Annotated in this window: 17 protein-coding genes; 14 read left to right on the top strand and 3 right to left on the bottom strand. The window is 34.8% G+C overall.

What is annotated here, in order from left to right; translation table 11 throughout:
- Window positions 1-30 precede the first annotated feature (30 nt).
- Genes U9966_RS08875 through U9966_RS08865 form a run of 3 tightly spaced genes read right to left on the bottom strand, consistent with a single transcriptional unit; the run spans window position 31 to window position 1,578 of the window.
- A complete protein-coding gene (locus tag U9966_RS08875; RefSeq protein WP_306346535.1) occupies window positions 31-294 on the bottom strand; it encodes a hypothetical protein in 264 nt (87 codons plus the stop codon).
- Window positions 295-326: 32 nt separating this feature from the next.
- A complete protein-coding gene (locus U9966_RS08870; protein ID WP_306346536.1) occupies window positions 327-1,241 on the bottom strand; it encodes a hypothetical protein in 915 nt (304 codons plus the stop codon).
- A gap of 10 nt (window positions 1,242-1,251) precedes the next feature.
- Window positions 1,252-1,578 carry a hypothetical protein gene (locus U9966_RS08865; RefSeq protein ID WP_306346537.1) on the bottom strand — a complete coding sequence of 109 codons (327 nt, stop codon included), beginning with the start codon at window positions 1,576-1,578 and terminating at the stop codon, window positions 1,252-1,254.
- Between the two features lie 75 nt (window positions 1,579-1,653).
- On the opposite strand from U9966_RS08865, the gene U9966_RS08860 reads away from it, so the two are divergent.
- The 14 genes from U9966_RS08860 to pal all read left to right on the top strand — a co-directional run bounded on the left by U9966_RS08860 (window position 1,654) and on the right by pal (window position 12,531).
- On the top strand, window positions 1,654-1,923 hold the full coding sequence (locus U9966_RS08860; protein ID WP_306346538.1) for a helix-turn-helix domain-containing protein: 270 nt from the start codon (window positions 1,654-1,656) through the stop codon (window positions 1,921-1,923).
- A 132-nt stretch (window positions 1,924-2,055) separates the two neighbouring features.
- A complete protein-coding gene (gene hslR / locus U9966_RS08855; RefSeq protein WP_090921520.1) occupies window positions 2,056-2,481 on the top strand; it encodes a ribosome-associated heat shock protein Hsp15 in 426 nt (141 codons plus the stop codon).
- Entirely contained in the window at window positions 2,481-3,377 is an 897-nt protein-coding gene (gene hslO / locus U9966_RS08850; RefSeq protein ID WP_306346539.1) for an Hsp33 family molecular chaperone HslO, read from the top strand. The genes hslR and hslO overlap by 1 nt, the downstream gene beginning before the upstream one ends.
- A 66-nt stretch (window positions 3,378-3,443) precedes the next feature.
- The gene (gene xthA, locus U9966_RS08845; RefSeq protein WP_211597069.1) at window positions 3,444-4,256 is read left to right on the top strand and encodes an exodeoxyribonuclease III; all 813 of its coding nucleotides are present in this window, start codon (window positions 3,444-3,446) and stop codon (window positions 4,254-4,256) included.
- A 364-nt stretch (window positions 4,257-4,620) separates the two neighbouring features.
- Window positions 4,621-6,174 carry a cytochrome ubiquinol oxidase subunit I gene (locus tag U9966_RS08840; protein ID WP_306346540.1) on the top strand — a complete coding sequence of 518 codons (1,554 nt, stop codon included), beginning with the start codon at window positions 4,621-4,623 and terminating at the stop codon, window positions 6,172-6,174.
- 14 nt (window positions 6,175-6,188) lie between these two features.
- Window positions 6,189-7,322, top strand: a complete 1,134-nt coding sequence (cydB, locus tag U9966_RS08835; protein WP_306346541.1) for a cytochrome d ubiquinol oxidase subunit II — start codon at window positions 6,189-6,191, stop codon at window positions 7,320-7,322.
- 12 nt (window positions 7,323-7,334) lie between these two features.
- Window positions 7,335-7,433 (top strand): cytochrome bd oxidase small subunit, CydX/CbdX family, encoded by a 99-nt coding sequence (locus U9966_RS08830; protein ID WP_306346542.1) that lies wholly within the window; start codon window positions 7,335-7,337, stop codon window positions 7,431-7,433.
- Window position 7,434: 1 nt separating this feature from the next.
- The gene (ybgE, locus tag U9966_RS08825) at window positions 7,435-7,722 is read left to right on the top strand and encodes a cyd operon protein YbgE (protein ID WP_306346543.1); all 288 of its coding nucleotides are present in this window, start codon (window positions 7,435-7,437) and stop codon (window positions 7,720-7,722) included.
- 101 nt (window positions 7,723-7,823) lie between these two features.
- A complete protein-coding gene (gene ybgC / locus U9966_RS08820; protein ID WP_306346544.1) occupies window positions 7,824-8,210 on the top strand; it encodes a tol-pal system-associated acyl-CoA thioesterase in 387 nt (128 codons plus the stop codon).
- 17 nt (window positions 8,211-8,227) lie between these two features.
- Window positions 8,228-8,908, top strand: coding sequence for a protein TolQ (gene tolQ / locus U9966_RS08815; protein ID WP_306346545.1), 681 nt, complete (start codon window positions 8,228-8,230; stop codon window positions 8,906-8,908).
- A gap of 83 nt (window positions 8,909-8,991) precedes the next feature.
- Window positions 8,992-9,432 carry a colicin uptake protein TolR gene (tolR, locus tag U9966_RS08810; RefSeq protein ID WP_211597076.1) on the top strand — a complete coding sequence of 147 codons (441 nt, stop codon included), beginning with the start codon at window positions 8,992-8,994 and terminating at the stop codon, window positions 9,430-9,432.
- Between the two features lie 17 nt (window positions 9,433-9,449).
- Window positions 9,450-10,745 (top strand): cell envelope integrity protein TolA, encoded by a 1,296-nt coding sequence (gene tolA / locus U9966_RS08805; RefSeq protein ID WP_306346546.1) that lies wholly within the window; start codon window positions 9,450-9,452, stop codon window positions 10,743-10,745.
- 19 nt (window positions 10,746-10,764) lie between these two features.
- Window positions 10,765-12,054, top strand: a complete 1,290-nt coding sequence (gene tolB, locus U9966_RS08800) for a Tol-Pal system beta propeller repeat protein TolB (protein WP_407675173.1) — start codon at window positions 10,765-10,767, stop codon at window positions 12,052-12,054.
- A 21-nt stretch (window positions 12,055-12,075) separates the two neighbouring features.
- Window positions 12,076-12,531, top strand: a complete 456-nt coding sequence (gene pal, locus U9966_RS08795; protein ID WP_306346547.1) for a peptidoglycan-associated lipoprotein Pal — start codon at window positions 12,076-12,078, stop codon at window positions 12,529-12,531.
- Window positions 12,532-12,591 lie beyond the last annotated feature (60 nt).

The raw sequence follows: 12,591 nt of genomic DNA, 5'->3' as shown, positions 1-12,591 counted from the left end.
TTGGGGTTTTTATTTTAATCTAAGGTTTTATTAACTTGCTGCACCAATACCAATTGCTGCTAATAAAATAGGCGAGGTAAATAGACCAATAAGAGTTAATACCCAAGCAAGGACATTCACTCCTATACCAGCAAAATTTTTATTTTTAACCGCAATGATTGTGCCAATAAGTGCTGTAATAGCAGCAAGTGGAACAAAAATAGTACCTAAAAATAAAATTCCAAGAATTGCGAGAACACAAGCAATAATGCCTGCAGTCATTCCTGCTTTGGTATTTTTAAGATTTTCACTCATTTTATTTTCTCCTGTGTATTTAACTAAAAAGGTTAATCCATCAAAGTTTTGAAATTATCGTAAGGTAATCCTAATTTGCTACGTGCACTACGAGCTTGTGAGCAAGGATAATTTTCTAATATTGCATTTCGTTTGCTATAAAATCCGAAACTATTATCAATTTTAGCCAACTCAGTAATCTTGGCGATACATTGATTGTAGACTTTTTTTAAGGCATCGTAGTTTTTAACATATTGTTCAATAACTATGTTTTCTTTTTTTCTTGCAACATCTTGTAAGGTTGAACAAGCGTCGTAGTATTTAGAACCATATTCACAATATTTATTTTTTTGACGATCAAGTTGTTCAAAATCTAACTTTGAAAATTCTGTTGCACTTTGTTCTTTAACAGCAGATTTCCAAATATCACAAGTTGAATAACGTCTTTGATCTTTTGCACAATAGGTTTTCTTTAATTCAAATAATTGTTCTAACGAATTTTTTAATAATGCTGTTTTACCTTGTTCTGCCTTTTCATCATAGAGTGCTTTAAAGGCTCGGCATAGGTAATCATTGCTTGAAATGAATAATTTTTTTGCACAATCACTATTTACATACTGATAAGCGGTCTCTTTCCAATCTAATTTTGCAAATTTTTCATTTAACTTTTTACGGGCTTTAGAAATCTCAGATTTCTCAAGGGCTTCTTTTTCCAAGCGTGCTTTTTCTATTTGGATTTTACGATTTTCACGAATTGCTTGATCAGCGGCAATACACTCCTTATCTTTTCGTATTGCTTCAAATTTTTCCTTATCTTTGGAAGACATTGCTTCAAACATTTGTTTTTCACACTGCTTCAATTTTGATTTTGCATTATCGATATGAGATAAATAATAGGCTTTATCTTTTTCAGAGCATCCAGTCAGCAGCAATGCAGATAGACAGAATAATAAGATTGATTTTTTCATTAAATTCTCCTTAGCAACGCCCAGCTGCTTTTAATAATGCATTACAGGTTGAACCACGTTTTTGTTTTACGCTACGACTGCCTGAGCAAATCGCATCGGAAGAAACAACACCTGCAACTGTGGTGATATAGCATTGATAAGATTTTCTACCAACAGAGGCAACAAAGCGAATATCATCAAGCCCTGCATTACGCTGGCTAATTTTAACTTTATTACTTGTTGTATTTAATGCAAATGCGGCTTTTTCTTGTAGTGTTTGATCAGAAATAATGACATTTCCGATAGAGCCACAAGCCGTTAGTATTGTCATTGCAGTAAGTAAACCTAGTTTTTTCATAGCATCTCCTTTTATTTAAACAATTAGTTTGCACCTAAAACAGGTGCATTGTAACTTGAACCTAAAATAGGTGCAATGAAAAAATTACGATCTTCAATACATTCTTACGAGCAACAGTGGTTACGTGAATTATTTATTAACCAACGAAAAATGCTTGGTCTTTCGCAACGTGCATTAGCTGAAAAAATGGGCGTCGTTTATTCGTTGATAGGAAAAATAGAAACGGGGGATCGTCGCTTAGATATTATTGAATTTATTCAGTATTGTGAAGTTTTAGAGCTTGATCCTCAAATTATTATTGATAAACTTTCACAAATCTTAGATAAATCCTCTCCTAAACGTTAATTTCTGTTTTTATCGTTAATTAAGCGGTAAGATGTGGATCAAAATTTACAAATGATGCGATTTTTAATAAGATTCCGCAATTTGTTACTTTATTAGAGAATAAACTTTTACTTTATTTCATTTTGGACAGTTATGAGAAAAGCACAGCAAAAAAATAAGAAAGGTAGAGAAGAGTCTGAAGCAATTCGTTTAGATAAATGGCTTTGGGCTGCACGTTTTTATAAGACTCGTACCATTGCCAAGGCAATGATTGAGGGGGGGAAAGTACATTATAATGGACAACGCATTAAATCGAGCAAAGTGGTAGAAATTGGTGCGAAGGTGATATTACGTCAAGGTAATGAGGAAAAAGAAGTAGAAATTCTTGAAATCAGCGATCAACGTAAAGGGGCACCAGAAGCTCAAAAATTGTATCAAGAAACAGCAGAAAGCATTGAAAAAAGAGAAAAAATGGCGTTGGCTCGTAAAATGAATTATCTTTCTATGCCACACCCAGATAGACGACCAAATAAAAAAGAACGTCGTGATTTAATTAAATTTAAACATTCGGAGAAATAATGACTTCAACACAAGATTACACCAAAGACTATACCCAAGATAATGATAAATTGTACCGCTATCTATTCCAAAATCGTGCAGTGCGAGGACAGTGGTTACGTTTAAATAACACCTTTACAGAAACTTTAAATACTCACCATTACCCAAAGCCAGTACAAGATTTATTAGGTGAAATGCTAGTCGCAACCAGTTTATTGACTGCAACATTAAAATTTGAAGGGACGATTACCGTACAAATTCAAGGTGGTGAGGGTGCATTAAAATTAGCGGTAGTAAATGGTAATGAAAAACAGCAAATGCGAGCCTTAGCACGTGTGGATGGCGAGATTGCAGACAATACAACATTACAGCAAATGGTGGGCGAGAAAGGAGTCTTGATTATTTCTGTGATGCCTGAAAATGGTGAACGTTATCAAGGTGTTGTTGCCCTAGATAAGGAAACCATTAGTGAATGTTTAGAAGAGTATTTTACTCGTTCAGAACAGCTTAAAACACAGTTAATTATTCGTGTGGGTGAGTTTAATGGAGAGGCCGTTGGTGCAGGTGTATTATTACAAGTTATGCCTGATGGTACAGGTAAACCAGAGGATTTTGAGCATTTAGCCGCCTTAACTTCTACAATCAAAAATGAAGAAATATTTGGTTTAACTGCACAAGAATTGTTGTTCCGTTTATATCACGAAGAAACTGTTGAAGTTTATGAACCTCAACCTGTGAGTTTTAAATGTGGTTGTTCAAGAGAGCGTTCAGCAGGAGCATTATTATTAGTTTCAGATGAAGAAATTACTGAAATGTTAGCGGCAAAACAAGGGATTATTGATATGCAGTGTGAGTGCTGTGGTACACAATATTTCTTTGATGAAAAAGCCATTCAAGAATTGAAAGCGGTCAGTTAAGATCAAAAATTTGCAAATTTTTATCTTTATCTTACCGCTTGTTATACCAATAAAAAAGGAACAACAATGAAATTTATCTCTTTTAATATCAATGGATTAAGAGCAAGACCCCATCAGCTAGAGGCGATTATTGAAAAACATCAACCCGATGTAATTGGATTACAAGAAATCAAAGTTTCTGATGAAGATTTTCCCCATCAATTAGTCGAACATTTAGGTTATCACGTATTTTATCACGGTCAAAAAGGACATTATGGTGTAGCGTTATTGACTAAAGCAGAACCTTTGGCGGTACGTAAAGGTTTTCCTACAGACGATGAGAATGCACAAAGACGTATGATTATGGCAGATTTGGATACTCCTTTTGGCACATTAACTGTTTTAAATGGCTATTTTCCACAGGGAGAAAACCGTAAACACGAAACTAAATTTCCTGCTAAAGAAAAATTTTATGCTGATTTACAACATTATTTGGAAACAGCACATTCCCCTGAAAATCCAATTATTGTAATGGGAGATATCAATATCAGCCCTACAGATTTAGATATTGGCATAGGTGAACCAAACCGTAAGCGTTGGCTACAAACAGGTAAATGTTCATTTTTACCCGAAGAAAGAGAGTGGTTGGCAACCTTACAAGGCTATGGCTTTACCGATACCTTTAGAATGATGAACCCTGATGCTGATGATAAATATTCGTGGTTTGATTACCGCTCAAAGGGTATTAATGATAATCGAGGTTTACGCATTGATGTTATATTGGCTACGGATAGTTTAGCTAAATGTTGTGTGGATACGGGAATTGATTTAGAGATTCGAACAATGGAAAAACCCTCGGATCACGCACCAATTTGGGCAACATTTAAGCTATCAAGCTAAATGTTATTGATGTTAAAAAATTGTATCTTGACTATATTTAACTAAAATCAGAACCAACTGATAATAATTATCAAATATGCTTTATTTTGAATGTGTTACAACTAATTTTGCTTTATAAAGTTGACTTATATCAAGTTAATTTTATTTTTTTGATAAAAAGAGATAATTTTGTTAAAAAATGTGGCAAATGTTACATTTTTACTATTTTTTATTATTCAGTTTATGGGTAGAATAGGTTAGATTTTACTAAAAAGTACTTTTTTTGAGTATTGACTAAAATAAAATCAATTTGGGTGGTTATCTTAGGTTTTTAGCTTAAGGATAATTCATTTTTTATACTTATATTACAATAAAGAGGTTTGAGATGTTGGACGTTGTTGAACTTTCTCGTTTGCAGTTTGCATTAACTGCATTATACCACTTTTTATTTGTACCATTAACATTAGGGCTTTCTTTTATTCTTGTAGTAATGGAAACCCTTTATGTTTCAACAGGTAAAGAAGTGTATAAGGATATGACTAAGTTCTGGGGTAAGTTATTTGGGATTAACTTTGCTCTAGGTGTAACAACTGGGATTACAATGGAATTCCAATTTGGTACTAACTGGTCATATTATTCTCATTATGTAGGTGATATTTTTGGAGCACCATTGGCAATTGAAGGCTTAATGGCATTCTTCTTAGAATCTACATTCGTTGGTCTTTTCTTCTTTGGTTGGGAGCGTTTATCAAAAGCAAAACACTTATTAACAACATACTGTGTTGCTTTTGGTTCGAATTTCTCTGCTTTATGGATTTTAGTTGCAAATGGTTGGATGCAAAATCCTGAAGGTTCGCAGTTTAATTTTGAAACAATGCGAATGGAAATGGCAAGTTTTGCAGATTTAGTATTGAACCCAGTAGCTCAATCTAAATTTGTACATACAGTAACAGCTGGTTACACTTGTGGAGCGATTTTTGTATTAGGTATCAGTTCTTACTATATCTTAAAAGGGCGTGATCTAGGCTTTGCAAAACGTTCATTTTCAGTGGGTGCAACTTTTGGTTTAGTTGCTATTCTTTCGGTTATTGTGATGGGTGATGAATCAGGTTATGAAATTGGTCAAGCTCAACCGATGAAATTAGCAACAATGGAAGGGGAATGGGAAACTCAAAAAGCACCAGCGGATTGGCACGCAATTGTAATTCCAAACACTGCAGAAGGAAAAAATGATTTTGAAATTTCAGTCCCTTATGCGGCAGGTCTTATTGTTACTCGTTCTATGGATAAGCAATTTAAAGGAATTCACGATATTCGTAAAGAAAATGAACAACGTGTCCGTAATGGTATTATTGCTTATGGTTTATTAGAAAGATTACGTTCAGGTAATTATGTTGAAGCTGAAAAAGTTGCTTTCCAAGAAAAATATCAGAAAGATCTTGGTTTTGGTTTATTACTAAAAACTTATACAGATAAAGTAGTTGATGCAACAGAAGAACAAATTCAAAAAGCTGTAGATTCAACTGTACCTAATGTAGGTCCAACATTCTGGTCATTCCGCATAATGATGGCGTCAGGCGGATTAATGCTTCTATTGATCTTATTTGCATTCTATCAAAACTTAAAAGGTCGAGTGGGTAGTAATCCATTATTCTTAAAAGCATTACTTTTTGGTATTCCATTGCCTTGGATCGCAATTGAAAGCGGCTGGTTCTTAGCTGAGTATGGTCGTCAACCTTGGGCAATTTATAATATGTTGCCAACAGGCGTTGCCAACTCATCATTAACCACTTTAGATCTTTGGATTTCAATCGGATTGTTATGTGGTTTATACACCATTTTCTTGGTAGCAGAAATGTATTTAATGTTCAAATATGCTCGTTTGGGTCCTAGTTCATTAAAGACAGGTCGTTATCACTTTGAACAATCTGCGAAATAAGTAGGAGAAAGAATATGTTAGATTATGAAATTCTACGTTTTATTTGGTGGATTTTAATCGGTGTTTTATTGATCGGTTTTGCGATTACCGATGGCTTTGATATGGGAGTATTAACCTTATTGCCAGTAATGGGTAAGAGTAATATTGAACGCCGTATTATGATCAATACTGTGGCTCCTCACTGGGATGGTAACCAAGTCTGGTTATTAACAGGAGGCGGTGCGATTTTTGCAGCGTGGCCAACAGTGTATGCAACATCATTCTCAGGATTTTATCTTGCGATGATAGTTGTTTTAGCGGCATTGTTCTTCCGTCCAGTTGGTTTTGAATACCGTGCTAAAATTGATTCACCAGTATGGAGAAGTGCTTGGGATTGGGGATTATTCGTAGGTGGTTTTGTACCGTCTCTTATCTTCGGTGTTGCATTTGGTAACTTATTACAAGGCGTACCATTTGAATTTAACAACATTAACCAAATTCAATACACTGGTTCATTCTTTGGATTATTAAATCCATTTGCATTACTTTGTGGTGTAGTGAGCTTAATGATGCTAACCACACAAGGTGCAACTTGGTTGCAAATGAAAACAACAGGCGATTTACGTGTTCGTGCAAGAAATATTGCACAAATTACAGCGACTGTAACCTTAGGTGCATTCTTATTAGCAGGTGTATGGTTATACTTTAAAGATGGCTTTGTGGTAACAAGTGAAATGAATCATCTTGCACCATCGGTATTTACTAACAAAACAGTTGCTTTAGAGCAAAGTGCTTGGTTTAGTAACTTCTTTAATCTACCTGTATTATTTATTATCCCTGCATTAGCAGTAATTGGTGCATTAGGTACGATTTTAGCTTCAAAAGCGGATCGTAATGGCTTTGCCTTCTTATCATCATCAATTATGCAAGCTGGAGTTATTTTAACTGCAGGTGTATCAATGTTCCCATTTGTAATGCCATCAATTTCTCATCCAGAAATGAGCTTAACAATGTGGGATGCAACGGCAAGTGAAAATACATTAACAGTAATGTTCTATGTTGCTTGTGGTTTTGTACCTGTGGTACTTGCATATACTGTTTGGAGTTACTTCGCAATGTTTGGTCGTCTTGATGCTAAACAGATCGAAGAAAACAAGGCAGCTTACTAAGGAGAAATTATTATGTTTTATATCACTTGGGTATTAGGTGTCTCATTAGCTGTTTTATTTTCAGTATCTATGACTGTAAAAGCAGAAAGAGCGGGTCATTTAGACGACTAAAATGGTAGACAAACTCTATAACTTAACATCAAAGGGCTTCTTGAAAGCCCTTTCTTTCATTTTTGCTTCTTTATTGTTTGGATTAATTTTATTCAATTCAACTACTTTTTCTCAACAGTTTGGCGGCAAAATTCCTTATCTTGCTATTTTAGTCTTTTATGGAATGACAATATTGTGGATCCACGGAATAGGTTTTGAAATTAAATCTAAAATTTGGAAAATAGTATTTCTTCCTTTAACTGGTTATGTAATTGTACTCAGTGCAATTGTTTTAATACTGGTTAAGTAAAAAATAAAAACTTGCACAATTATTGATGCAGCACTAGAATAGCAACTATCATCACGCCTAAATTTTAGGCGTTTTCTTTCTTTTTTGGAAATAACAATATAATGAATTTTCCTATACGAGTATATTATGAAGATACTGATGCTGGCGGAGTAGTTTATCACGCTAACTATCTCCATTTTTTTGAACGAGCAAGAACAGAATTTTTGCGTCAAAATGGATTTTCACAACAGCAACTTTTAACACAGTCCCTTGCTTTTGTTGTAAAGAAAATGGATATAGATTATAAAAGTGCCGCCCGCTTAGACGATTTGTTAAACGTGGAAACAGAAGTAATTGAACTTGGTAAAGCAAAAATTGTCTTTTCACAGAGTATATGGAAAGAAGATCGTTGTTTAAACAAAGCGATAGTTGTTATTGCTTGTGTTAATTTAAACCAAATGAAACCCGTGGCGATTCCTGAAGAAATTCGCCAAATTTTAAAAAAATAATCTTGGAGTTGTCGTAAATGTCAATGGATTTTAATTTTATTTCACTTTTTTTAGAAGCCAGTATTGTTGTAAAAGTGGTCATTGTGATTTTGATGCTATTCTCAGTAGTATCTTGGGCAGTTATTTTTAGTCGTAGTCACCTTCTAAGTAAAGCAAGAAAGTATTCTATTGCTTTTGAAAACCGCTTTTGGTCAGGTGAGGATCTAACTCGATTACACGAAGGACTTGATAATCGTCGAGATTCACTCAATGGAACTGAGCAAATTTTTTATGTTGGATTTAAAGAATTTACCCGTTTACAGCAAGCGAATGCAGATTCCCCTGAATCAATTATTCAAGGTACTAGTCGAGCAATGAATTTAGCTCTTAACCGTGAATTAGAAAAATTAGAAAGCTATATCCCTTTTTTAGGTACAGTAGGTTCCGTGAGTCCTTATATTGGATTATTTGGCACTGTTTGGGGAATTATGCACTCCTTTATGGGATTAAGTGCGGTTAAACAAGCAACATTACAATCTGTGGCACCAGGTATCGCAGAAGCATTGATTGCAACTGCCATCGGTTTGTTTGCGGCTATTCCAGCAGTAATGGCTTATAACCGCTTGAATGTAAAATTAAATAAATTGGAACAAAGTTACATCAATTTTATTGATGAATTTACTACTATTTTACATCGCCAAGTTTTTACTAAGAAATAGAATTCAAGCGGTATGATATACACAAAAATTTGCAAATTTTTGATATAAAGTTACCGCTATTAGTTTATATATTTGAGGAAGATATGTCTTACCGTCGTCGTCATCGTAATAATGTTAAATCTGAGATCAATATTGTTCCATTTTTAGATGTGTTACTTGTATTACTATTAATTTTTATGGCAACTGCTCCTGTTATCAGTCAGAGTGTGGAAGTTGAATTGCCTACGGATAAATATAGTCAATCAGTAACTAACGAAAATAAAAAACCTGTTATTTTACAAGTAGAAGGTGTGGGCTTATATAAGTTAAAAATTGAGGGTGATTTTATTGATGTTGATAATGAACAATTATTGACAGAACAAAGTGTGATTGCATTTTCAGCACAAGCTTTTCAAAAAGATAATAAAACACTATTTTTGGTAGCTGGAGAGAAAAATGTACCCTATGAAGAAATTATAAAGGGTATTGCTTTATTAAAGGATGCGGGTATAAAAACCGTAGGCTTAATGACTTCGAGTAAATAATAAGCAGGAACGAAGAAGTGAGAGATCAACGTAGTAAATTAGGTATTGCAATAATTGTATCAGTGATATTTCATATCGCCTTGATTGGACTATTCTTTTTTGCTTCTAAGTCCACTAAAATTTTACCTTCAGAAGGTGGAAGTGGTGGAGATAGTGATGTATTAAATGCAGTAATGGTGGATACTCAACAGGTTACAGAAGAATATAAAAAACTAGAACAAGCTAAACAAGAACATCTTGCGGAACAAAAGAAATTAGAAGAGCAGAAAAGACTGGAACAAGAACATCTTGCGGAACAAAAGAAATTAGAAGAGCAGAAAAAACTGGAACAAGAACGTCTTGCGGAACAAAATAAATTAGAAGAGCAGAAAAGACTGGCACAAGAACGTCTTGCGGAACAAAAGAAATTAGAAGAGCAGAAAAGACTGGAACAAGAACGTCTTGCGGAACAAAAGAAATTAGAAGAGCAGAAAAGACTTGAGCAAGAGCGTCTTGCGGAACAAAAGAAATTAGAAGAGCAGAAAAGACTTGAGCAAGAGCGTCTTGCGGAACAAAAGAAATTAGAAGAGCAGAAAAGACTGGAACAAGAACGTCTTGCAGAACAAAAGAAATTAGAAGAGCAGAAAAGACTGGAACAAGAACGTCTTGCAGAACAAAAGAAATTAGAAGAGCAGAAAAGACTGGAACAAGAACGTCTTGCGGAACAAAAGAAATTAGAAGAGCAGAAAAGACTTGAGCAAGTGCGTCTTGCGGAACAAAAGAAATTAGAAGAACAGAAAAAACTGGAACAAGAACGTCTTGCGAAACAAAAGAAATTAGAAGAGCAAAAAAGACGTGCTGAAAAAAAACGTAAAGAAAAGCAAAGACGACTAGCAGAACAAAAGCGTTTAGAAGAAAAAAGAAAGGCAGAAGAAGAGAAACGCAAAGCTGAACAACGGAAAAAAAATAAAGCATTAAATGATTTTTTAAGTGGTGGAAGAATAGAGAAAAAAGGTTCTGAAGGCATTGGTGGTAAGAAGGGAATAGGAAAAGGTTCTATCTCTGGGGCTAGATATGGGCAAAGAATTAAGCGTTTAATTCAATCCCGTTATAGAACTGAACCCAATTTTGCATCAAAGCAGTGCAGTGTTAAGATTTATTTAGAGCGTGATGGTCGCATTAATAAACATCAAGTATTAAATGGAGATACTGAAGTATGTGAAGCGGCGGTTAGAACAATTCGTGCAATACGAAAAATGCCAAAACCCCCATCAGATGAAGTGTATCAGCTGTATCAATCACCTATTTTAGACTTTAGTTTAAAAGTAGAATAATTAATTAAGAGGTTTGTAGATGAAATTTATGTTTCGTTTCAAAGGCATTATAACAATTTTTTGCCTATTATTTTCAAATAATATAATGGCAGATGACGACGTTCGTATTGCCATTGACGAGGGAGTCGAAATGGCACAACCCATCGCGGTTATCCCTTTTAAGGTTACAGAGAATGTACCTGAAGATGTTGCTCAAATTATTTCAGATGATTTACGTAATAGTGGTAAATTTACACCATTGTCACGAGCAAGAATGCCATCAAATCCTACGTCGTCTTTTGAAGTGAATGCTGAGCAGTGGGCAGATCTTGGTTTGGATAATATTGTAATAGGGCAAATTGTTACATCTGGAAGTGGTTATAATGTTGCTTACCAACTTATTGATACCTTAGGTGTTTCTGGTATGGTAGGAAATGTGATTGCACAAGGATCTTTTAATGTTCCTAAAACACAACTTCGTCTTGCAGCACATACTCTTAGTGATGAAATTTTTGAAAAATTGACTCAAATAAAGGGGGCATTTAGAACCAAAATTGCTTATGTAGTGCAAAAAGGTGTTGGTGCTTACCAGTTACGAGTGGCAGATTACGATGGGCATAACGCATTTACTGTTGTAAATAGCCGAGAACCATTAATGTCTCCAACGTGGTCACCTGATGGTAATGCACTTGCTTATGTAACTTTTGAAAATCGTAAATCGTTATTAGTGTTACATAATTTAAATAGTAAAAAGCGTAGTATCTTAGCTGCCTACAAAGGGCATAATGGAGCCCCTGCATTCTCACCAGATGGTTCAAAAATTGCGTTTGCTTCTAATCGAGATGGTGTATTAAATATTTATGTAAAAAATATTCATAATAGCCACGCTGTACAATTAACTCATAATGCAGGTAATAATACCGAGCCAAGTTGGTCACCAGATAGTAACTCAATTGTATTCACTTCAGATCGTTCAGGTACACCACAGGTGTATCAAATGGATGTATTTGGAGGTAATGTTTCCGTGATTGGAGGGAGTGGAAGTTATAATGCGAAAATATCGTCGGATGGGAAGTATTTAATTATGATCTCTGGTGATAAAATTATGAAAAAAGATTTAATCACTGGGAATACTGAAATATTAAGTTCCACATTTTTAGATGAAACACCAAGCATTTCACCAAATGGAACAATGATCATTTACAGCTCTACCAAAGGGATGAACAAAGTGCTACAATTAGTTTCAGCAGATGGTCGTTTTAAAGCGAGCCTGCCAGGAGTGGGGGGGCAATATAAGTTTCCTGCTTGGTCTCCGTATTTAACTAAATAATAATTTTGAGGAGAAATCTCAATGAAAAAAATTGCTAAAATTTTAATGATCGCAACACCTGTTTTTGTATTAGCAGCTTGTTCTAGCTCTAATTCTACAAAAGTAGATACTACAGCAGTGTATGGTGGTATGACAGCTCAAGAGCTTCAACAACGTTATAATACTGTTTATTTTGGTTTTGATAGCTATCAAGTTGAAGGTGAATATCAATCTATTCTTGATGGACATTCAGCATTCTTAAATGCAAATAGAAATACAAGAGTTGCAATTGAAGGGCATGCTGATGAGCGTGGCACACCAGAGTATAATATTGCTTTGGGTCAACGTCGAGCAGATGCAGTACAAAACTATTTAACTGCAAGAGGTGTGAGCTCTTCTCAACTTTCAACTGTTTCTTATGGTGAAGAAAAACCTGCAGTATTAGGTCATTCGGAAGCAGATTATGCTAAAAATCGTCGTGCAGTGCTTGCATACTAATTTTTAGTAAAGTTATTAATTCCAAAGCCCTGATGCTCTTAATATCAGGGTTTTTTAGTA

This window comes from Pasteurella atlantica, assembly GCF_963693435.1.
In the GTDB taxonomy this organism is placed as follows: Bacteria; Pseudomonadota; Gammaproteobacteria; order Enterobacterales; family Pasteurellaceae; genus Phocoenobacter; species Phocoenobacter atlanticus.
The sequence above is the reverse complement of the archived record's forward strand: the minus strand, read 5'-3'. Positions and strand labels throughout refer to the sequence as shown.

What these genes read in the sequence shown, in the direction of transcription:
- U9966_RS08860 (WP_306346538.1), top strand. Translation starts at nt 1,654, where the DNA reads ATGAAAAAATTACGATCTTCAATACATTCTTACGAGCAACAGTGGTTA.
- tolQ (WP_306346545.1), top strand. Translation starts at nt 8,228, where the DNA reads ATGTCAATGGATTTTAATTTTATTTCACTTTTTTTAGAAGCCAGTATT.
- hslO (WP_306346539.1), top strand. Translation starts at nt 2,481, where the DNA reads ATGACTTCAACACAAGATTACACCAAAGACTATACCCAAGATAATGAT.
- U9966_RS08830 (WP_306346542.1), top strand. Translation starts at nt 7,335, where the DNA reads ATGTTTTATATCACTTGGGTATTAGGTGTCTCATTAGCTGTTTTATTT.
- cydB (WP_306346541.1), top strand. Translation starts at nt 6,189, where the DNA reads ATGTTAGATTATGAAATTCTACGTTTTATTTGGTGGATTTTAATCGGT.
- U9966_RS08840 (WP_306346540.1), top strand. Translation starts at nt 4,621, where the DNA reads ATGTTGGACGTTGTTGAACTTTCTCGTTTGCAGTTTGCATTAACTGCA.
- xthA (WP_211597069.1), top strand. Translation starts at nt 3,444, where the DNA reads ATGAAATTTATCTCTTTTAATATCAATGGATTAAGAGCAAGACCCCAT.
- tolR (WP_211597076.1), top strand. Translation starts at nt 8,992, where the DNA reads ATGTCTTACCGTCGTCGTCATCGTAATAATGTTAAATCTGAGATCAAT.
- U9966_RS08865 (WP_306346537.1), bottom strand. Translation starts at nt 1,578, where the DNA reads ATGAAAAAACTAGGTTTACTTACTGCAATGACAATACTAACGGCTTGT.
- pal (WP_306346547.1), top strand. Translation starts at nt 12,076, where the DNA reads ATGAAAAAAATTGCTAAAATTTTAATGATCGCAACACCTGTTTTTGTA.
- U9966_RS08875 (WP_306346535.1), bottom strand. Translation starts at nt 294, where the DNA reads ATGAGTGAAAATCTTAAAAATACCAAAGCAGGAATGACTGCAGGCATT.
- tolB (WP_407675173.1), top strand. Translation starts at nt 10,765, where the DNA reads ATGAAATTTATGTTTCGTTTCAAAGGCATTATAACAATTTTTTGCCTA.
- ybgC (WP_306346544.1), top strand. Translation starts at nt 7,824, where the DNA reads ATGAATTTTCCTATACGAGTATATTATGAAGATACTGATGCTGGCGGA.
- hslR (WP_090921520.1), top strand. Translation starts at nt 2,056, where the DNA reads ATGAGAAAAGCACAGCAAAAAAATAAGAAAGGTAGAGAAGAGTCTGAA.
- U9966_RS08870 (WP_306346536.1), bottom strand. Translation starts at nt 1,241, where the DNA reads ATGAAAAAATCAATCTTATTATTCTGTCTATCTGCATTGCTGCTGACT.
- ybgE (WP_306346543.1), top strand. Translation starts at nt 7,435, where the DNA reads ATGGTAGACAAACTCTATAACTTAACATCAAAGGGCTTCTTGAAAGCC.